We start from the raw sequence: 20,424 nt of genomic DNA, 5'->3' as shown, positions 1-20,424 counted from the left end.
TGCTTAGAGCCGCCGCGTACATTTGGTATAGTGCCGTTATCGGTTTTTGAACGGGATTTACCTATGATTGCCGCTTTTGATGTCGATGCTCAACGCACCTTTACGCCTTTATGTCCTAATGAGTTACCTGTCGTTGGTGGCGATGAAATAGCTGCGGAACTCAATGCCCAGGCAAAACTCGCACAGTTAAGGGTCGCGTCCAAAGATGCCCATTGCGCTGCGGCAAAATGGGTAGTTGCCAGTCATGAGCAAATGTTGCAGCCGCTGGATTATCCAGATGCTGATCTGACTTGGGTGCGCCACGCTGAGCCCGGTACTGAAGGGTTTGAATTGATCCCAGGATTACCTGCGCCAGCCGAGTACGATTTCCTAGTGTACAAAGGCGTCGAAACGGCCATGCATCCTTATGGTGCTTGTTATCATGATCTGGCCGGGCGTATTTCAACTGGCGTTATTGAATGGTTGAAATGCCAAGCCGTCGACACCGTTATCGTTGGTGGTCTGGCCTTAGATTTCTGTGTCAAAACCACAGCATTACAGCTGGCGGCGGCCGGTTTTAAGGTCTATTTGAATCTGGCCGCTTGTCGGGCGATTAGCGCGCAGGGTGCTGATGCCGCCTGCGAGGAAATGCGACAGGCCGGTATTATTCTGGTGAAAGACAGTCAGGTGTTGGCTGCCACACTCAATGGGAGCCATTGATTATGTTTGGAGAACCGGCGATTCAGAGTTTGCTGGATACCGACTTTTATAAACTGACGATGCAACAGGCATATCTGCATCAGCAACCTGCCACCCAATCTCGCTGGACCTTTCGCTGCCGCAGTAATGAAGATCTCAGTGCCTATGTGAAGCCACTGCAAGAAGCCTTTGAACAGCTCGTTGATTGCAGTGCCTCTGAAGAGCAGTTGGCGCATCTGCGCAAATATCCCTTTCTGAAAGCTGACTATCTGGAGTTTTTGCGGTTATATCGTTTCAATCCCAAATTCCTTAAGGTCAGTGCTATCGATGGCCAACTGGTGATTGAGGCTCACGGGCCGCTGATGCATGTATCGCCGATGGAGATCCCGGTATTAGCATTGGTATCGGAAATCCGTAACCGCACCCGTTATCCGGAAGTTGATTGTGAAGCCATTGCCGCCGCTACCAGCCAAAAAATCGCGATGCTGGAACGGCTCGGCGATGAGGTAGATCTCAGTGATTTCCTGTTTACTGATTTTGGGACTCGCCGACGTTTTAGTTTTAGGGCGCAGAAACAGATCCTCACTCAGTTACAACAGCAGTTACCTGACAACTTTGCGGGGACTTCCAATCCACATTTGGCGCTGGAATTGAACCTGCGATGTCAGGGCACCATGGCGCATGAATGGCTGCAGAGTCACCAGGCGATGAATTATCGGCTGGTGGATAGTCAGAAGATGGCATTGGAAAACTGGGTCAAGGAATATCGTGGCGATCTGGGTGTAGCGCTTACTGACGTGATTGGCGTAGATGCGTTCTGTCGCGATCTCGACCGTTATCTGGCCAAACTTTACGACGGCTTCCGTCACGATAGTGGCGATCCGATCATTTGGGGCGAAAAAATTATTAAGCGCTTGGAAGAACTGGATGTGGATCCGCAATACAAGCGATTGGTATTTTCGGATGCCCTGGACTTTGAGCGCGCAGTGAAAATTTACCGGCATTTCCGCGGCCGTATTAATACCTCGTTTGGGATCGGCACTTGGTTGATGGGCGACATGTTTGTCAACGAGCCAATTAATATCGTGATGAAACTGACCCAACTGAACGGCCAACCGGTAGCGAAAATCTCTGACACGCCCGGTAAGACCATGTGTGATGACGAAAATTTCCTGCGTTATCTGATGCAGGTATTTAAGGTGGATGAACACGCGCAAGCCAAAGTGCTGGCACAGTTTTTTGAACGGGATAAATTGATAGACGACCGCGATCCTGTCTACACCGAAGGCAAGAGTACCTGATAATGTAAGAAGCCCGCTAATGCGGGCTTCTTTAATAGCGTGGCGGCATTACTTGATAAAGGCGAAGGCATCACCGTAAAGATGTTCTTCTTCAACCCCCATGTCGCGGAACATTTCGCGCGCTGCCCCGACCATCGGAAAGCGACCAGCAATATAGATGTCGTAACCGATCAGACTGATAAAGTCCTCTTTAAGCTGTGCTAGCAATAGATTGGTCTTGCCTTGCCAGTCAGCGGGGGCCTGTTCAACCACTGGCACAAAATGCAACCACGGAAATTGCTGATGCCATTCACGGGCAATAGATTGGTAATACATGGCTTCAGGCGTACGACAACCCCAGTATAAGCTAGTCTCAATCTGCTGACCTAGGGCGATTTGCTGCTCTACAATGCTTTTGATATAAGAAAACCCGGTGCCACCGGCAATGAGCAAACGTGGTCTGTCACTCTGATGCCGCAGAAATGCGTCACCCGCCGGAGCTTCAATATCAATGGTTTCACTGCTTTTTAAGCGCTCGACCACCTGCATCGGATAGTTTTCAGTTACCGCTGCCCCAATGTGCAGTTCCAGAAGTTCACAGCCGGGAGCGGACGCAATCGAGAATGGACGTTTATCTGTTTCACTCATGACGATACTGAGGTATTGTCCTGCGGCAAACGCAAAGGGAAGTTCTGGACGCAACTGTACCTGATATACGGCGTCATTAAAGGGCGTCACTTTTTCAATTTTGCAGCGAATGCTGTTCATCGGCTTACCTTCATCTACCGGTCCAGGCCGGTGTGTCACATTTACAACGTCGGGGTATCATCAATACCCAACTGTTCCCATATACGATCAATTTTTTGCTGTACTTCTGCATCCATCTTGATCGGCGTACCCCATTCTCGCTGGGTTTCCCCCGGCCATTTGTTGGTGGCATCTAAGCCCATCTTGGAACCTAACCCCGATACCGGAGAGGCAAAATCCAAGTAATCAATCGGGGTGTTGTCTACCAGTACGGTATCGCGGATCGGGTCCATCCGGGTGGTAATCGCCCAGATCACATCCTTCCAGTCGCGACAGTTAACATCATCATCGACGACCACGATAAATTTGGTGTACATAAACTGCCGCAGGAAAGACCAGGCGCCCATCATTACCCGTTTGGCATGCCCCGGATATTGTTTGCGCATTGATATTACTGCCATGCGATAGGAACACCCTTCTGGTGGCAGGTAAAAATCGACGATTTCCGGATATTGTTTGCGCAGAATTGGCACAAACACTTCATTTAAGGCCAACCCTAACATGGCCGGTTCATCGGGTGGCCGGCCAGTATAGGTACTGTGGTAAATCGGGTCTCGGCGATGCGTAATGTGTGTGACGGTAAATACCGGGAACGTATCGGTCTCATTATAATAGCCGGTATGATCGCCGTAAGGGCCTTCTACCGCTGTTTCTGTCGGATCGATGTAACCTTCCAGAATGATCTCACTGGTGGCCGGAACCTCTAAATCACAGGTCAGTGCTTTCGCCACTTCAGTGCGCTCACCGCGTAACAGTCCGGCAAAGGCGTATTCACTCATGGTATCGGGAACGGGCGTTACCGCTCCAAGAATTGTAACCGGATCGGCACCGAGTGCCACAACGACCGGGTATTTCTCTCCAGGGAATTTTTCGGTGAAATCTTTAAAATCGAGCGCCCCACCACGATGTGATAGCCAGCGCATGATCAATTTGTTTTTGCCAAGTAATTGCTGCCGGTAAATCCCAATGTTTTGTCGCTTCTGCCGTGGACCTTTGGTAATGGTCAGTCCCCAAGTGACCAGTGGCGCGGCATCTCCTGGCCAGCAATGTTGGATTGGAAACTGGGTCAAATCTACCGCATCACCACTGATGACGACTTCCTGACACGGCGCTTTGCGCACTGATTTGGGGGGCATATTCAGCGCTTGTTTGAACAACGGCAGCTTGTCCAACGCATCGCGGAATCCTCGTGGTGGTTCAGGCTCTTTTAAAAAGCCAAGCAGTTCGCCCACTTCCCGTAATGCCATGGGATCATCTTTGCCAAGTGCCATGGCGACTCGTCGCGGAGTACCAAACAGGTTCAGTAATACCGGCATGGACTTACCGACAGGATTTTCAAATAACAGCGCCGGTCCACCTCGACGTAATACCCGGTCACCGATTTCTGTCATTTCAAGATGCGGATCAACGGGATGGCTGATACGTTTCAGCTCACCCTGACTTTCAAGGTGATCGAGAAAACTGCGTAAATCCTTAAAACTCATATGGAATTATGCCCGACGCTGAAAAAATGTGATGGCGCGCACTATAGCATTTTTATTAAGTTGGGGTAACTGCTGGCGCCGAAAAGTGGGCAACATTTGGCCTGCACCAGTGCATGGCTACTGCAGCAGGAGTAGCATATGATTAAATTAGCAATGCACTGTTGTAGGAGGTGGTATGTTGGCATTTCATACAAATAAACGCTGGTACGTAGCGATGCTGTGTGCCGTGCTATTCAGTATTGTCAGTGTTCCGGCAACCTCAGCGCATGGTCGACCGATACATTACGGGCACTCGCATCACGATCATTGGGGGTGGACGCTGGGGCTGACCGCCTTATGGCTGACCCCCTGGATCTTAGACAGTTATCGTGGGCAACAGCCAGTTTATATTGCGCCACCGTTGCAGCCAGTGCTAGCCCCAACGCCGGTTGCTCAGCAGCCTTCTGCCGCCGCAGTGCTGCCGCAATCGGTATCTACTGGCTATCGGACTCAGGATAGCGGCGTGCAAACGCGTAGTGAATTGCCCGCTAATGCCAGAGTTATTCAGCAAGATGGCGGGACGTTATATCAGTGGCAGGGGCAGCTTTATCGCTTCGACTGGAGTATTCAACAGTATGTGCCGGTAGGTGCGTCGGATCACTAAAATGGTACTAGGATTTTCGAACCACTGCCGCGTGTTGACGCCATTTGATGTGATTTGGAGCGATCCTTGGCTGCTAGGTAGCGGTATGGGTGATGTTGTACATCACCCACGCTAAGTTATTGTTGCAGATGGCGAATTGCTGCAGTGAGGGCAAAGCTGTAGCCCTGTGCACCTAGACCGACAATGACTCCTTTCGCTTTATCTGACAGATAAGAGTGATGCCGAAAAGGTTCACGGGCATGAATGTTGGACAGATGGATTTCGATAAACGGTAAATCTACGCCTAATAGCGCATCACGTAGTGCAACACTGGTATGAGTAAAACCACCGGGATTGATCACCACAAATGCCGCATCGGTTGCGTGGATCGCATCAATTAACTGAAATTCTGCATTGGATTGCAGATGTTCCAGCGTAAATCCGGCATCTGATGCTTGCTGCATCAGTTCAGTCACAATGTCGTTTAAGGTCTGATAGCCGTAGATTTCCGGTTCCCGTCTGCCCAATAAATTGAGATTCGGTCCGTTCAGCAGCAGTATTTTTGCTTTGTCTCTCATTGGTGATGTTCCTTGGCCTTAGCATTGGCGCCTGTGCTTGATTTGAGCAAATCCGGCGGCATTTGTCGACTCTCATTCCAGCGTTAGTTGCGGATCTTTTCCTGGCGCATACTTTTAACCGCACCACGTTTCTTTTTTGAATCTACCCGCCGGATCTGACTGGCTCTGGTAGCTTTGGTGGCAATGCGTCTTTTCTGTACTCGCGTTACACTCAACAGCAACTCACAAAATTGTGCTAATGCTTGTTGGCGATTGTCATCCTGACTGCGGCTCTGTTGGCATTTGATGATGATTTTACCACTGGGACTAATGCGGTGATCACTGAGTGCCAGCAGTTTGGTTTTATAGTCATCCGGTAACGATGACTCATGGATATCAAAGATCAACTGCGCCGCAGTGGAGACTTTGTTCACGTGTTGCCCACCGGCGCCGCTTGCCCGGATGAACTGCCACTCCAGTTCCTGCTCGGCAATTTGTAGGCGGTTAGAAATTGTAATCATGGGCACAGTTTGTGATAAAAACAGTGAGGAATAATCAGAGTGCCAGTCTATCACTAACCGCAGCATCTCGCAGGTCTTGAGCCGTGATGGCGGCTGCTATAACGCGGTTAACTTTATCTGCAGGAGCGCTTATGCTGTGTCAGATCCCAGAAATTGCCAAAGGCGTTATCAGTTTATTTGTCAGTGGGCGACTAACCGCCGTGGATTACCGTACTAAGCTGCAACCGGCAATTAAGAGTGCCCGTGATAATTGGGGGCAGGTGTGCCTGTATATTGAAGCGGATGTATTGCTGGAAGGCTGGGAAACCAAATCGTTGTCGGGAGTTGGCGAAGTGCAGTTACCGAACTTTGACGCACTGGTACTTGTCGGCGGGCCTGATTGGGTTGGTAATGCCGTACGTTTGCTCGGCCCCTTTGTATCCGGTGAGATTGCCTGGTATCCATTGGAGCGTAAAGCCGAGGCCGTTCAATGGATCCGCAAGCGCTTGCACCATTGATTAACACTGTGGAAATGCTGATGGGTCTGGTAAGCTAAAGCCAGGATAACTCTTCAATGCAAGGAACCCGAAATGTCTAAATTTACTGTTGTCACCCTGTCACTGGTCTTAGTTGGTTTTTTAGGTGCTTGTTCTCCAGAAGTGGGCAGTGAAGCCTGGTGCAAACAGATGAAAGAGAAGCCATCAGGCGATTGGTCTGCTAATGAAGCGAAAGATTACGCCAAGCATTGTGTCTTTAAATGAGCTGACGTTCGTGTCGCGTTAAGAGGGCTGTGATACTTGTAACAGCCCTTTTTTATTGTTGCCAAGATAATTGGCGATAACCTGTTATCAAACGTACCATCTCTTACTTAACCACCATTAACATTCAAATAAGCATGGATATAGTCAGTTGGTTCGACATTAATAACACCGTGGTAAATATCCCGATTGGCAGCGGTTATGCGATGTCGTGGATTGAAGCCATCGGGACGATATTCGGACTGTTATGTATCTGGTATGCCAGTCAGGAAAAAACCATTAATTACCTGTTCGGACTGATCAACGTCACTTTGTTTGCGGTGATATTTTTTCAAATTCAGTTGTACGGTCTGTTACTGCTGCAAGTGTTTTTCTTCTGTGCCAACGTTTATGGCTGGTACGCCTGGACCCACCCTGCGGGAAGTCAGGGTGAAGCGTTGCAGGTACGCTGGCTGGCACGCAATAAGCTGATGCTGACCTTGCTGTTAGTCATTGTGGCCGTCAGTTTATTAACGCTGTATATCGATGCGGTATTTTTCACACTGGCAAGCTGGTGCGTCGCGGCGCTGAATTTCCTGGGCTTGACCGTACAACTGCCAAGTTTGCAGCCGGATCCATTCCCTTTGTGGGATGCCATGGTGACCGTGTTGTCGGTTGTGGCGCAGTTACTGATGACACGCAAATACGTTGAAAATTGGATTTTATGGGTGCTGATTAACGTTATCAGTGTGGGTATTTATGCCGCTCAGGGCGTATATGCTATGTCGATTGAATACACCATTCTGTTGTTTATTGCCGCCAATGGTACTCGGGCGTGGGTAAAGACAGCTAAATACAATGGCAGCCGCCATGCATTTGCTCAGGAAGGCGCTATATGACTGGACAACCGCACATCTTGTTGCAGCCGGGGCAGGTAAGTGAAAGGGTGATCCTTTGTGGCGATCCGGCGCGTGTGACGCGTATCGCTAGTCTGTTAGCAGACGCCAAACCGTTGGCGAGTAATCGCGAATTTACCAGTGTTAATGGTCAGTTTCAGGGGCATCCTATCGCAGTTTGCAGCACTGGCATCGGTGCGCCCTCAGCCATTATCGCGTTGGAAGAGTTGATTAAATGCGGTGGCAGGCAGTTTATTCGGGTGGGCTCTGCCGGTGCGTTGCAACCGCAAATTGCTTTAGGTGACTTAATTGTGGCGGAAGCGGCCGTGCGCGATGATGGTGGCTCCGCCAGTTATGCGCCTGTTGCCTATCCAGCGCTGGCGAATCGGTTATTGGTGAATGGCTTAAGTGATTATCTGCAACAATATCTGCAACGTCATCATCTGGGTATCGTGCGCTCCCATGACAGTTTTTATACAGATCAGGAATTGGCTATCTGCCGCCAGTGGCATAAGTTGGGAGTTTTAGCTGCAGATATGGAAACTGCCGCGCTATTCACGGTAGGACGTTTACGTGATGTCGCCGTGGCCTCAGTGCTGAATAATGTCGTGTTATACGGTGAACATGCGGCAGACGGCATAAATGACTATGTGGCGGCTGAAACAATCATGATGCAGGGTGAGCAGTTGGCCGCCCGTGCAGCATTGGCAGCGCTGTGCCAATAAATCATATTAGAAAATGCACTGGCAGCATGTGTTGCTGCCAGCGTGTCGCAATGATGACCTCGGGTATTACTTCTGATCGATAAACGCCGCCAGATCTTGCTTGAATTTCGCCATTGACGGTGGATTGACATACATCATATGGCCCGCCATATAGTATGCGGTACTGATATTTCCACGTAACGCATCGGGGATCTTCAGGTGGTCAAGCATGTACTGGGTTGTGAAAAATGGCGTTGCCATATCAAAATAGCCCTGCTGCACTAGCACCTTCATTTTGGGACTCTGGATCATGGCGTAAGCGAGGTCCACACCGGTATCAGGAAACGGCATTTTCATAAAGCCACCATTGGGTTGCTTGTGGCTGAAATCCCATTTGCTGAAGACATCACCAAACACTTTATAGTCACTGACGTCTTTAACGCCGAGATCGGTGGTGTAGTAATCCATAAAAGTGGAGAGAATTTGTGGTCCCACCGCAGAGGTCATTGGATCATAGCGCATATGATCCGCCACCGGATCCAGACTATAACCCTTAAAGCGCGAGTCGATACGTCCGACTGTCATGTGTTTGGATTTTAACAGTTCTTTCAAAAATGCCTGATGATCCACGCGCAGGTCTGACAGCAGCCAGTAACTAGCACTAACACCGGTAAAAGCCGCCAGCTTATCGGCTATGGCCTGCTTTTCATCAATGGTTAATCTGGCTCCTTTCATCAGTGCCGGCGCGTACTCTTCTACGGCAAATTTTTCCGCCTGACTAATGAAGGTCTGCAAATCGGCAGGTTTGTCGGCAATCGCATTGTGATACCACGCAGCGGTGGCAAATGAAGGCATGAACAACACATGGGGCAGATCTGCCTGGCCGAAATCGAATCCAGTGACAAATTGTAAAAATGGTGACACCAGGATGATGCCCTTAAGCGAAATCATATAGTTGCTGACGAGGTACTGAGAAACCCCTGCGGTACGCATACCGCCATAGCTTTCCCCAAGAATGTATTTGGGGGATTGCCAACGATGATTTTCAGTAATGTACTGTTTGATAAAACTGGCGACAGATTCAATATCCTGATCAGTACCCCAGAAATCTTCATTTTTAGCGTCGCCAACGGCGTGCGAAAGTCCGGTACCTACCGGGTCTATCATCACCAGATCGGCCTTATCGAGGATCGAATATTCATTAGTTACGCGTTTGAAGGGGCCGTTGTCACTGAAATCAGTATCCACAACAACGGTTCTCTGTGGACCGAGTATGCCCATATGTAACCAGAGTGAGGCAGAGCCAGGGCCTCCGTTGTAGGCAAACATGATCGGGCGGGTACGCAAATCGGTGTCTTTCTTCACATAAGCAGTGAAACCAAAAAGGGCTTTGGGTTCACCCTTGTCGTTCTTCATCAACATGGTGCCGGCGGTGGCAACATAGTCGATTTTTGTGCCATCTATACGCATCGAATGATCAGTGACCGAAACTTTAGCTTCTGGTTTGGGTGGCGGGGTTTTACTTTCTTCTTTTTCTTTTGCCTGAAGGGTGCCGATACTAAACACAGTAGCGAGCATTAATATCACTAGCTTTTGCATGGCGATTTCCTTGCCGCGATAAAAAATTAAAGCGTAGGAGAGAATCTGCAATTCAGCCACATTTGGTCAGCTAGGGCACCAGATGTGGCAAACACCAGCTGCGTTTTAGACAGGATGTTGATTTCCGCAGGTTTAATCATTGGATAATTATCTTTCGATATATCAGAAAGATTTGTTGCGAATTTAGCCATTTTCATTTCATTAATCACGGCTTAATCTGTGCTTAAGATCACAAATAGATAGATGATGTGATGTTGATATGGTGTTCGTGAGTATCTTCGATTCAGACACCTCATTGAAATCTGCTCATCGCCAGAACATAACGGCGATGGGTTCTCTGGACGCTCAAACAACCTGATGCAGGGCGTTGCGGTAACAGAAAGGAGTCAAATTTATGAGTACACAGAATTTTTACGATATGAAAGCAGCGGTTGTTCGTGGCAAAAGCCAGCCTTTTGTGCTGGAAGATGCTCAGATCCGCGCACCTAAAGACGATGAAGTACTGGTAAAGATTGTGGCAACCGGTATGTGTCATACCGACATGATTGTCCGTGACCAATATTATCCAGTGCCTTTGCCTGCCGTGCTTGGCCACGAAGGTTCAGGGGTGATTGAAGCGGTTGGCCCGCTGGTGAAAGATTTGAAAGTCGGTGATCATGTGGTACTGACTTATGGTTACTGTAGTCACTGTGATCATTGCGGTACTGGCCATGCAGCATATTGCGATGAATTCTATCCGCGTAATTTTAGCGGCGCCGATTCGCATGGCGAAACCGCCATTCATGATGCCAACGGCGCCCCCTTGCATGACCACTTTTTTGCTCAGTCTTCTTTTGCAAATTACGCGTTATCACTGGAATCTAACGCGATAAAAGTACCAGAAGATGCGCCATTGGAGCTGCTTGGCCCATTGGGTTGTGGGATTCAGACCGGCGCTGGTGCGGTAATTAACTCTTTACAGGTTAAGCCCGGCAGCAGCTTTGTTTCATTTGGTGCGGGGGCGGTAGGGTTATCTGCGGTATTGGCGGCTAAAGTCGCTGGAGCCACTACCATCATTGCAGTTGATGTTGTTCCGTCCCGGTTGCAGCTTGCGAAAGAGTTGGGGGCGACTCACGTGATCAACAGTAAGGAACAGGACCCAGTTGCCACTATTCGCGAAATCACTGGCGGTGGCGTGAACTACGCCCTGGAGTCTACAGGGATCCCGGCAGTACTGCGTCAGGGCATTGATAGTTTGGGATTGTTAGGGGCAATTGGTGTTGTTGGTGCGCCTGCACTGGGTACTGAAGCCAAATTTGACGTTAACGAGTTACTGTTGGGCGGCAAGACCATCCGCGGTATCGTGGAAGGTGATTCTACACCTAAACAATTTATTCCCCAGTTGGTGAAGTTATATCAGCAGGGGCGTTTCCCGTTCGACAAACTGGTGAAGTTCTACTCTTTTGAACAGATTAACCAGGCGGCTGAAGACAGCGAAAAAGGGATTACACTGAAACCTATTGTTAAAATTGGTTAGACATTAGCCACACTGTCCCGTCCTAAGATAGGTTGACAGTTTTTAGGCCAGCTCCCGTAGCTGGCCTTTTCTATTGTGCACCTGATTGGGTGTTGCCATATCTAAACTCAGGTGCGGTCTCATTTCGTTATATATCGCTATCGATTCTCGAACAAGTATCTTCAGCTCTTCCAGCGTTTTACATCGATACAGGAAAAACTCTTGCTTCAGTATGCCATTGACTCTTTCCGCTAGTGCATTTTGATAGCAATCATAACCGTCTGTCATTGACGGCTGAATATGGTTCGCTATCAGTTCATCCTGATAAACGGCTGCGCAATATTGCGCTCCCCGGTCTGAGTGATGCACTGCATTAGCGATATAGCGCTTATCCCTAACCGCCATTTTCAGCGCTTTCACCACGCTGTCTGCTTTCATGTCTGTACTCAAGTGATGACCGACTATCTTGCGTGATACGGCATCGGTAACCAGTGACAAATAGTGCACGCCTTGGTCTGACTCAAGATAGGTGATATCGCTGACCAGTACATGCTCTGCATCATGCAGCCCGTCTGCTTTCAGCAGGTTAGGATGCTTCTTCATCCAGTGCTTGCTAAACGTCGTTTTGGTGTAACTTCTCTTGGGTTTAACCAGCAAGCCCTCATTTCTCAAATAGGTAAAGAATCCATCCCGTCCGAGTTTGATATCCTGTTCAATCAGCATAGGTTTTATCAATGTGTAGAGCTTGCGTGTGCCCAATCGCGGCATATATTTACGCCAGTATTGTACGGAGTCTTTGATGACCGATAATTCCGTTCTCCGACTATTCATCCGGGCAACTGCCTGGTAAACACCTTGCCTTGAAATACCGACAGCACGACATGCGGCTGCCAGGTTTATTTCGCTTTTGGCTTTGGCTTGCCAGACATACCGGATAAGTACTTTTTTCTTAAACCAGCTCCGTATTCATTATCCATGATATCGACCATACCATTGAGGATTTGGTTACGCAGTTTCTCTTCGGCTAACTCACGCTCAAGGCGTTTGATAGTTTGTGCTGGGGTTTCTTTTGAATGTGGCATAAGGGGATGCTGAAAAGGTTTCGACCAATCGAGTCTACCATGCTTTCTGAGCCAAACGAGTACGGTTGTCTTGCCCTGAATGCCAAAGCGCTTCTGGGCTTGTTTGTACGTCATCTCGCCTTTTTCGACACGCTCTACGATACCTAATTTAAAGGCTAAGGTGTAATCACGTTGCGTGCGCTTACGGCTTGAGTTAGTTGATGTCGCCATAAAGAAGTCCTCTTTATGTCAACGTATTTCAGGACGGGACACACCAGTAAATAAAAGCCACCAATAATATTGGTGGCTTTTTTGTGCACTGTTGAGGGGAACTCATCGACTAAACACTTGGTCAGTTTGGTTTGCCAAAATTGGCATTTCATTTATACCCAACAATCTGTGGCTGTCTTGCGCGTTGTTCCCTCTTGTGGTTGGTGAATGTCGTTATTGCTTAATGAGCAGTTTTGTGAGCAATTTTATTATTGAATAGCCTTACCATGTGAAATCATTTTATTAATGACAAAAATAATTCCCAGGATATTACTTGTTACGGCATTATTGCGATAATTTTAGATAGCAATAAAAATTGCGGATACTATTTTTTACATTGCAATATTAAATAAAGAGCGAAATTTAATTCTTAGAATAAATTATAGAATTAATCATTAATAAATTTTAGTAACTGGTTATAAATAAAGTGGACAAGAAAAGGCAGCCAGTATTTGCTGACTGCCAGAATACACTATTAGAAATTGCAACGAATTTTCAACGCTGCAACTAAGGCATTGCTATTATCGCTATTAGCACCTGGACGGTAAATATATTGTAGTTCCGGCTGCACGCTTAAATAAGGCAAAAGTTGTACTTTATAAAGCATCGCAAGTGTATGCTCACTGCTGAGTAGCGGCATTCCGGTCGTTGTGGTTGGTAACTCGTTGTAAGCTTGAACTGCTTCAGACAGACGATTATTAACATGTAAGTAGCCATACGCGACGGCCCATTTGTCTTTGGGGCGAGATGCGAATGGGCCATTGATATCCATACCGATATTCAGTTGTTTATCAATTTTGGTGGTGTGTTTATCGCCGCGGTCGGCATATAAATTCAGCGAAATACCTCGTGCCGGATTGTCATCAAAACTGGTAATTTGTTGATCAATAATTAGATATTCACCATCAATGCTACTATGCATCCGTGCGGAATCACCAGACACCACCCGATAGTTGTTATTATCATCCAGTATCAGATCTGCCTGTTCGGCGCTATCGTACCAGTAGCCTAAACGATAATTGCCGGTAAAGGTATTCACCACGGGCGACCACTGTAACTCGATAGGTAACACCATACCCTGGGTCCCTGCTGGATTTCCAAAATTCATCCCCTGACTGGTTTTTAGAAAACTAGGGTTATGTTGAATGACGCCTGTTTTAATTGCCCACTGATCACTCACTTTGGCTTTGAGTGTCACCGCCCATTGTGAAATAGGCCAGTTATAAGCGGTAGGACTTTGCTTGTTGAACTGCGTACTACAGAAGTTAAGATTCATAAAGTCGCATTCGCGGCCACCAAATTGGCTGCCTAAGTTCATACGCCCAAGGTTTAGCTCCAGATCACCATTGAAAAAAAACTGCTGATAACGCATTTCAGATAATCTGGTGACGCGTCCGCGACCATAGATTTCCAGTGACTGGTGCAATTCTCCTAGGCCTGCTTGAGTATTCAGATTATCGGCATCACCGCCGCGCATACTCATGGCAAAGTAAAAGTGTCCCCCCTCCAGATTGATCAATTTGGCTAAATTAAATGCTGCACCTGCCTTAAATTCATCTGCAAATGCAAAGGCATGCTTGTCACCACCTGACAGGTTGGTACCGGATTCATTGGTATATACCAGATTTAAATCAACACCATCATCGTGCAGTTGTGTGCGTGCGCCTGCCCAGTCGCCCAGCATAAAATCACTGGCATGGTAACTGGCCCCTAACGCAGGAAAACCGCAGAGTGTTGATAATAAAAATGGTAAAAAATAAATACTTCTCATTAGAGGACCCTTACAGCACCTTTCATTTTTCTATGGTAATAACTAAAAATAAGCAATTAATGCGGAACAATATAAAAGTAATATACTGTTAATTAATTGTTAATTTTCAGGTTGGAGAATTGCGATGATTTATGGGGTATTTTTGATAAAAACTCAATAATAAAGTGTGTGATGTCATTAAAAATTTCGTTTATTGTCGATTTTGGTTAAAAATCATTGATGTTTTTTGGTGATTTAACATTGTTGTATGACAACGAAATGATTTGGTGTTGAATGATTAATGGGAAAAAGCGCAAATGCTGATGAACATCTATTTAGCACACGATATTTTTTAGGATATATCAATAAGATGATTTTTTAATCATGAACGATAAATTGTTGCGCCTTTTCCCTAAATTTTTTATAGATTGATAATGTATTATGGGCAATTCAACAGTAAGTCACGATTAATAAAATCAGCAAAAGAAGTGTTTACCAATGGTATGACTTCATCAGCACGTATCGCGCTCGAGATACTTGTGGTGGCGACGAGGTCGCGGTGATGGTGTCAGCGGCGCTTGAAACGGCCGTGTATGGTTGGCGATACTGGCTAAAACGGTGACGTAGTGATTGACATATATCGCAGTCAAACGCGGCAGTTTTGATTACAAGAGATACAATTAATACTATGTAATGGCTGAGGATGCGGTTGTCCGTTTGCATCTTCGGAAAACTAAAAGGATTTAGGTTATGCAACCATTTACTTCGCAAGATAGTCTCATCAAATCCACCCCTGCGACTGTGCAGTTGGGTGTTGCTAAAGCCGACGGTAGACTGGTACTTGAGCATCAGCGGCTCACATTTGAGCCATTCAATAGACAACTGGGCATGGGGCCTTATCAGATTGCGTTATCGTCTATTGTGAGTGCCAAAAAATGTCGCGGTACAGCCGCGGGAGTTTTTCCTATCAGTTGTGATGCACTGGAGTTGCAGTTGCAGGATGGTTCTGTGTATCAGTTTATTGTGGCAAATCCACAAGAGTGGATCCGTGAGCTTTTGCATTGAGCCAAGCAGTGTTTAATAACCAATGGAGATATTCGCCGGGTAGCGGTGTTTCAAGCGGTTTATCGTGCCATCAGCCATCATAAGTCGCATAACCGCGTCAAAGTCGTCAGCCTGTTGCTGCAACTCTTTCTTGCGGGTGAAGGCCAGGTAACTGTTGACTACCTCGATCGGGGGTTCAAGTGTTTTGATTTGCGCCTCATGGTGCAGTTGCCGGATGATTTCCATGCCGACATCATAGCTGTTGACGATGAGCTCCACTCTGCCAGCGATCAGTTTTTTTAAGTTACCAATAAAATCCCGCGAGGTCTCAATATTCGACAGCGTGCCACCGGCAACTGCGGCATCAAATTGAGCACCATAAGATGCGGTGCTAACGACACCAATTTTAAATGGGGCCATGGCCGTTAGATTGCCTTGGTAACTTACCCTTGAGTCTGCTCTTGTGAACCAAACAAATGTCTGTTGGATAAGGGGTTGTGTGGTAAACAACAGCTTGTTTGCCCGTTCAGGTGTTTTTTTGAGTGTAAAATAGCCGTCGATATCGCCGTTATTTATCATCATCAGGCCTCTGGCAACTGGATAAAACTCGATTTCAACAGGTTGATTCATCCGCCGGAAAGCTTCCTGCACAATCTCAACAATTAAACCTTTCGCTTGGTGATTTTCTTGGTAAATAAAAGGTGGATACTCGAGCGTGGCCAGTCGCAACGGTAACGGCGTTGCCACTACGCTGAAATTTACCAATAACCATAGGGATAACATTAGTGGTATCAGGTAGCGGCTATGCGGCACAATGCTCAAATTCGGCATGGCTTACCTAAATTGCGTTGGTATTCGAATGCGTTACGCTTTATGCCAAAAGGCTTAGTGTTAATCGGCATTATAGGCTCTGTAAAATTCAACTAACTTCTTCTTAGCAGGTAAATTCATCGTGCATTTCCGTCTTATTAATCCACTTATTGATCCACTTATTGATGAGCCGCTAGTTAGCCATTGGTAAGTGTGGACTCATTTCCCTCCTGAAAGAAGCAACACTTATATAAAGTGAGACTCAAGTAAATAAAAAAGCATAAAAAATAGCCAATTGGCGTGAATTATTTTTAATAATGAAATGTTTCTGAATAATTTTGATTATCCTTATTAATAATGGATCGATGTTGGTGGTTGGTGTGGCTGGTAGCAATAATCACTGCATCGGCTCTTGTTTTTGGGCGGGGTTCAGGAGTGCATATGATGAAAGGTCTATCGAAAATAATACTGAGTGCAGTCGCACTGTGGTTATTTGCACCGGCGGTAATGGCGGCGAATACTGATCAGCCCTCATTTGATTGTCATTTAAGTCAAACCGACAGTTCAGAGGTAAAACAATGGGTATGTGGCGATGGCGAATTGTCGCAGTTGGATCGTAAGCTGGATTATATCTATCAGCAAGCACAGAAAAAAACAGCCTTAGAAGATTTGCCATTGTTGGACCATAACCAGCATCAATGGGCCGCTGAACGTAATGCTTGTATGACACAGAAAAATGCTCACGCGTGCGCCATGAGTAGTTATCAACATCGTATTGCAGAATTGCAGTCACGCTACTTACTGGTACCTTCACAAGGTCCATTCACCTTTGTCTGTGACAATGTGCCCGCTACCTGGTTAGTCGCACAGTTCTTTGATTCTGATCCGAATGTGGCACGGGCAAAAGTGGGCAATGAAGAAGTAATGCTGACCCAGGTCCCCAGTGCCAGTGGTGCTAAGTATCAGGATGATAAGCACCAGTTATGGAATCATGGTGGTGAGCTGATGCTGCGTTGGGGTAAAGATGCTGCAGAAATTCATTGCCATAAAAAGGCTGATGGCACTGGTTATTAAAGATAAAACGTAAAAAAAAACAGCGCTATGTGCGCTGCTTTTTTATGTCATCAGTCGGCAATTTGCACTTTAACGACAACCTTGCGCACCTGTGATTCAGCCCCCAGGGTGCAGCATGGCATGTGGGCGTCATCTGGGTAGAAGATTGCAAACATGCCAGATTTCAGCGCGACATAGCTGGCGGCCGCTTGATTAAGGTCATAACTGTATTCTTCGAAATCCCGTTCGTCATTATAGGCGCTGCAAGGCTGTTGATGCGCTGGCTTGGGCAGAAAGCCAAATTCCTCTTCACCACTGACAATATATTGCACGTCGATATAACGACGATGAACTTCAAACGGTTCGGTGCCACGAGCAACAGTGGTGTAATCACTAATAATGGCAAACAGCGATTTACCTTCCAGGGCATAACTGCCTTTGGCAAGAGTACTAAAATCGGTAGTGGCTAAATACTCCAGCGCCGCGTTCAGGCGTGGATGCAGATGACTGTAAAGTGAGCGATTAGCTAACGTATCGATGATCATGACATTCTCCGGCAACAATGCGCGCCCAGTATATTCCGGCTGTGGCAAAAGTATATTGTCGGCATAAAAAAAGCCGGCAAAAGCCGGCTTTTGAACGTCATAGCACCACCTTAGAAGGTGTAACGTGCCTGTACGTAGTAATAACCGCCGTTAATACCGAATGGAGTATTTCCGACAGGGTATTTGAAGATACCACCAAAGCTTTGATCGGTTGGTTCAGTCTTGGCTTTGTCTGGGTACATATTGAACAGGTTTTGCGCGCCCAGAGTGACTGTCAGATCATCAGTCACGGCATAAGCCACAGACAGGTCTGTCGTGGTCTTTGAGCCATAATCCAGTGTATCACCAGTAGACAGACCTACTTTGTAATCACCAAAGTAGTTAAAGCGCAGTGTGGTTTTGACATCACCATAGGTATGAGTGAAGTTCAGGCTGCCTTTGTTCTGTGGTGATGAATCTGTCATACGTACCTGTTCAACGTGGTCGAACAGCTGGTCTTCCAGACCATCAAGCAGCGATGGCAAGTGAATGTCACGGATTTCATTCTTGTTGTAGGCATAAACCAAACTGCTGGCCAGATCACCAAAGCTACCCAGCTGGAAGTCTTTGCTGATAACCAAATCCACCCCTTTGGTTCTGGTATCTACACCGTTAATAAAGAATCGGGCAGACTGAGCGTTGGTACCAGAAAGCGCTTCTGCAACAGCTGCAGAATCACTTGGTGTCAGCGAGCTGGACAGAATGATTCGGTCATCAATATCAATCTGATAGGCATCCAGGGTAACTGTCACGCCATTGTCGCCGGTGTACACCAGACCACCACTGAAGGAGGTTGATTTTTCAGGTTTCAGCTCGTTGATGCCCAGGGCTTGAGCCACGGGTGACAAACTGTTGAAGGTGCCAGATTCAGTTGGAACCAGTTCACCAGTATCAGGATCTGATACGAACAGTGTAGAGATGTTGGTGAAGTACAACTGCTGTACGCTTGGTGCGCGGAAACCGGTGTTAGCCGTCGCACGTAATGCCAGTTTGTCGGTCAAGTCGTAGCGAGTGGCCAGTTTCCAGGTGGTGTTACCACCGAAGTCAGAGTAGTTCTCATAACGTAACGCGGCAGCCCAGTAGAAATCCTGCGTCAGCTGGTTTTCAACTTCGGCATAGACACCCGTGTTATGACGGCTTTCGTCAACTTCTGAATCTGGCGTGAAACCAGTGAAGCCTTGGCTACCCGCGGCACGGTTATCATAACCACCATTGGCATAAGATGCTTCTTCACCCGCTTCGATCTGATAGTTGTTGTTACGATAAGCCACACCCAGAGCCAGCATCAGTTCAGAGTCGTTATAGAACGGCAAATAACGAGAGGCGTCTAAGGTCAGGTTGGTTTCTTCGGTGCTCAGTGTACCGTCGTAGAAACTGGTCTGACTGTCAGGACCGTAAGACGCGTTCAGACTGTTCTTCACATAGTAAGCGAAGTCGTTGCGACCGAACCCGGCAGCGGCATCCATTTTCCATTCGCCGGCATTGAAGGCATAGCCAACGGTAGCGGAATAGTCTTTAATTTTTGGCGCCAGTTTTGGCAGGAAGCCGTCAGGGTAGATTTCAAGGATGTTACGAGAATCCAGGGCACGACGATAAAACGCACCAGATTCGTTTTCACGATCACTGACACCACCAAAGAAATACAGTTTGTTATCACCAAAATACTGGGCACCGTTAACAAACAACGACAGGTTATCGTATTTACCTTCGCCAATCTGATGATTCTGGCGGTTAAAGGTTTCTTCCCGTGGGTCAAGACTGCCATCATCCAGTGTTGGATATTGTTGGCGCATGTCGAGTCCGGCACGGTTGGTAGGATTCTTGTGTGAGGCTTCTAATGAGATATCCACGTGGCCATTTTCGCTAAACTTGATACCTTTGTTGAGGCCGGCGGTCCATTGTTCGCCGTCACCTTCATAGGTTTGGCCACCTTGTACTGATATTTCACCGCCTTCGCTGGCATCTTTCAGTACGATGTTGATGACCCCGGCAATCGCATCGGAACCGTATTGCGCAGAGGCGCCATCACGCAGAATTTCAATGCGCTTAATGGCGGACATCGGAATAGTGTTTAAGTCCACACTGGAAGAACCACGACCAGCAGTACCATTCAAATGTACCAACGCAGAACCGTGATAACGTTTGCCGTTAACCAGTACCAGTGTATGGTCGGGAGACAGTCCACGCAGACTGGCCGGACGTACTGCATCAGTACCGTCAGTCACGGAGGATTGTGGGAAGCTATAGCTAGGTGCCGCAAATTGCAGCGCCTTAGCAGTGTCGGTCATACCGGTAGCTTCGAGCTGTTCAGCGGAGATGATGTCGACTGGCACAGCAGTGTCGGTGGCACTGCGAACTGCCAGGCGGGAACCCACCACAGAGATCTTTTCAATATTAGTATTATTATCTGCAGCATACACCGCAGGTAACACCAACTGGCTAGCGACTGCCAGAGAGATAACAGAGAGACGCATACAACCCCTTACTTCATTA

Annotated in this window: 20 protein-coding genes; 10 read left to right on the top strand and 10 right to left on the bottom strand. The window is 47.4% G+C overall.

The features are described 5' to 3' along the window. Window positions 1-63 precede the first annotated feature (63 nt). Together KDN34_RS15320 and pncB are read left to right on the top strand one after the other, a co-directional pair. Window positions 64-699, top strand: a complete 636-nt coding sequence (locus KDN34_RS15320; protein WP_212594571.1) for a nicotinamidase — start codon at window positions 64-66, stop codon at window positions 697-699. Between the two features lie 2 nt (window positions 700-701). After that, a complete protein-coding gene (gene pncB, locus KDN34_RS15315) occupies window positions 702-1,979 on the top strand; it encodes a nicotinate phosphoribosyltransferase (protein ID WP_212594570.1) in 1,278 nt (425 codons plus the stop codon). Between the two features lie 48 nt (window positions 1,980-2,027). Here the strand turns inward: pncB and fre are convergent, their stop codons facing one another. Continuing rightward, window positions 2,028-2,726, bottom strand: coding sequence for an NAD(P)H-flavin reductase (gene fre / locus KDN34_RS15310; RefSeq protein WP_212594569.1), 699 nt, complete (start codon window positions 2,724-2,726; stop codon window positions 2,028-2,030). 41 nt (window positions 2,727-2,767) lie between these two features. Then, window positions 2,768-4,249: a 4-hydroxy-3-polyprenylbenzoate decarboxylase gene (gene ubiD, locus KDN34_RS15305; protein ID WP_212594568.1), complete on the bottom strand. Its 1,482-nt coding sequence runs from the start codon at window positions 4,247-4,249 to the stop codon at window positions 2,768-2,770. A 175-nt stretch (window positions 4,250-4,424) separates the two neighbouring features. On the opposite strand from ubiD, the gene KDN34_RS15300 reads away from it, so the two are divergent. Then, window positions 4,425-4,892, top strand: coding sequence for a hypothetical protein (locus KDN34_RS15300; protein WP_212594567.1), 468 nt, complete (start codon window positions 4,425-4,427; stop codon window positions 4,890-4,892). A gap of 116 nt (window positions 4,893-5,008) precedes the next feature. On the opposite strand, the gene aroQ is transcribed toward KDN34_RS15300, so the two are convergent. Both aroQ and arfB read right to left on the bottom strand, forming a co-directional pair. Then, entirely contained in the window at window positions 5,009-5,449 is a 441-nt protein-coding gene (gene aroQ, locus KDN34_RS15295) for a type II 3-dehydroquinate dehydratase (RefSeq protein ID WP_212594566.1), read from the bottom strand. Window positions 5,450-5,532: 83 nt separating this feature from the next. Next, a complete protein-coding gene (gene arfB, locus KDN34_RS15290; protein ID WP_212594565.1) occupies window positions 5,533-5,949 on the bottom strand; it encodes an alternative ribosome rescue aminoacyl-tRNA hydrolase ArfB in 417 nt (138 codons plus the stop codon). 131 nt (window positions 5,950-6,080) lie between these two features. Between arfB and KDN34_RS15285 the strand changes: the two genes are divergently transcribed. From KDN34_RS15285 to KDN34_RS15270, 4 genes are all read left to right on the top strand, one after another. Continuing rightward, complete coding sequence (locus KDN34_RS15285) at window positions 6,081-6,446, top strand: SpoIIAA family protein (RefSeq protein ID WP_212594564.1); 366 nt, start codon at window positions 6,081-6,083, stop codon at window positions 6,444-6,446. A 72-nt stretch (window positions 6,447-6,518) separates the two neighbouring features. Then, window positions 6,519-6,689 (top strand): DUF3012 domain-containing protein, encoded by a 171-nt coding sequence (locus tag KDN34_RS15280; protein WP_212594563.1) that lies wholly within the window; start codon window positions 6,519-6,521, stop codon window positions 6,687-6,689. A gap of 134 nt (window positions 6,690-6,823) precedes the next feature. After that, window positions 6,824-7,564: a nicotinamide riboside transporter PnuC gene (gene pnuC, locus KDN34_RS15275; protein WP_212594562.1), complete on the top strand. Its 741-nt coding sequence runs from the start codon at window positions 6,824-6,826 to the stop codon at window positions 7,562-7,564. After that, window positions 7,561-8,286 (top strand): nucleoside phosphorylase, encoded by a 726-nt coding sequence (locus KDN34_RS15270; RefSeq protein WP_212594561.1) that lies wholly within the window; start codon window positions 7,561-7,563, stop codon window positions 8,284-8,286. Before pnuC ends, KDN34_RS15270 begins: the two co-directional genes overlap by 4 nt. Window positions 8,287-8,352: 66 nt before the next feature. On the opposite strand, the gene KDN34_RS15265 is transcribed toward KDN34_RS15270, so the two are convergent. Beyond that, entirely contained in the window at window positions 8,353-9,864 is a 1,512-nt protein-coding gene (locus KDN34_RS15265; RefSeq protein WP_212594560.1) for a S10 family peptidase, read from the bottom strand. A gap of 394 nt (window positions 9,865-10,258) precedes the next feature. Here KDN34_RS15265 and KDN34_RS15260 point away from each other — a divergent pair, with 394 nt between their 5' ends. Beyond that, the gene (locus KDN34_RS15260) at window positions 10,259-11,380 is read left to right on the top strand and encodes an NAD(P)-dependent alcohol dehydrogenase (RefSeq protein WP_212594559.1); all 1,122 of its coding nucleotides are present in this window, start codon (window positions 10,259-10,261) and stop codon (window positions 11,378-11,380) included. Window positions 11,381-11,422: 42 nt separating this feature from the next. Here the strand turns inward: KDN34_RS15260 and KDN34_RS15255 are convergent. Together KDN34_RS15255 and KDN34_RS15250 are read right to left on the bottom strand one after the other, a co-directional pair. After that, window positions 11,423-12,651 (bottom strand): IS3 family transposase gene (locus KDN34_RS15255; protein WP_212594558.1). Its coding sequence is split into 2 segments (ribosomal slippage): window positions 11,423-12,300 and window positions 12,300-12,651, totalling 1,230 coding nucleotides; the frame shifts between segments, so codons are not numbered across the junction. Window positions 12,652-13,165: 514 nt separating this feature from the next. Next, window positions 13,166-14,461: a carbohydrate porin gene (locus KDN34_RS15250; protein WP_212594557.1), complete on the bottom strand. Its 1,296-nt coding sequence runs from the start codon at window positions 14,459-14,461 to the stop codon at window positions 13,166-13,168. Between the two features lie 729 nt (window positions 14,462-15,190). On the opposite strand from KDN34_RS15250, the gene KDN34_RS15245 reads away from it, so the two are divergent. Beyond that, window positions 15,191-15,505, top strand: coding sequence for a hypothetical protein (locus tag KDN34_RS15245; RefSeq protein ID WP_212594556.1), 315 nt, complete (start codon window positions 15,191-15,193; stop codon window positions 15,503-15,505). Window positions 15,506-15,517: 12 nt separating this feature from the next. Here the strand turns inward: KDN34_RS15245 and KDN34_RS15240 are convergent, their stop codons facing one another. Continuing rightward, window positions 15,518-16,315: a substrate-binding periplasmic protein gene (locus KDN34_RS15240; protein ID WP_212594555.1), complete on the bottom strand. Its 798-nt coding sequence runs from the start codon at window positions 16,313-16,315 to the stop codon at window positions 15,518-15,520. A 420-nt stretch (window positions 16,316-16,735) separates the two neighbouring features. Here KDN34_RS15240 and KDN34_RS15235 point away from each other — a divergent pair, with 420 nt between their 5' ends. Beyond that, window positions 16,736-17,368, top strand: a complete 633-nt coding sequence (locus KDN34_RS15235) for an MliC family protein (RefSeq protein WP_212594554.1) — start codon at window positions 16,736-16,738, stop codon at window positions 17,366-17,368. A gap of 50 nt (window positions 17,369-17,418) precedes the next feature. On the opposite strand, the gene KDN34_RS15230 is transcribed toward KDN34_RS15235, so the two are convergent. Together KDN34_RS15230 and KDN34_RS15225 are read right to left on the bottom strand one after the other, a co-directional pair. Beyond that, window positions 17,419-17,892 carry a YhcH/YjgK/YiaL family protein gene (locus tag KDN34_RS15230; RefSeq protein ID WP_212594553.1) on the bottom strand — a complete coding sequence of 158 codons (474 nt, stop codon included), beginning with the start codon at window positions 17,890-17,892 and terminating at the stop codon, window positions 17,419-17,421. Between the two features lie 110 nt (window positions 17,893-18,002). Next, window positions 18,003-20,405 (bottom strand): TonB-dependent receptor plug domain-containing protein, encoded by a 2,403-nt coding sequence (locus KDN34_RS15225; RefSeq protein ID WP_212594552.1) that lies wholly within the window; start codon window positions 20,403-20,405, stop codon window positions 18,003-18,005. Window positions 20,406-20,424 lie beyond the last annotated feature (19 nt).

The organism is Shewanella yunxiaonensis (genome assembly GCF_018223345.1).
GTDB classification, from domain to species: domain Bacteria; phylum Pseudomonadota; class Gammaproteobacteria; order Enterobacterales; family Shewanellaceae; genus Shewanella; species Shewanella yunxiaonensis.
The sequence above is the reverse complement of the archived record's forward strand: the minus strand, read 5'-3'. Positions and strand labels throughout refer to the sequence as shown.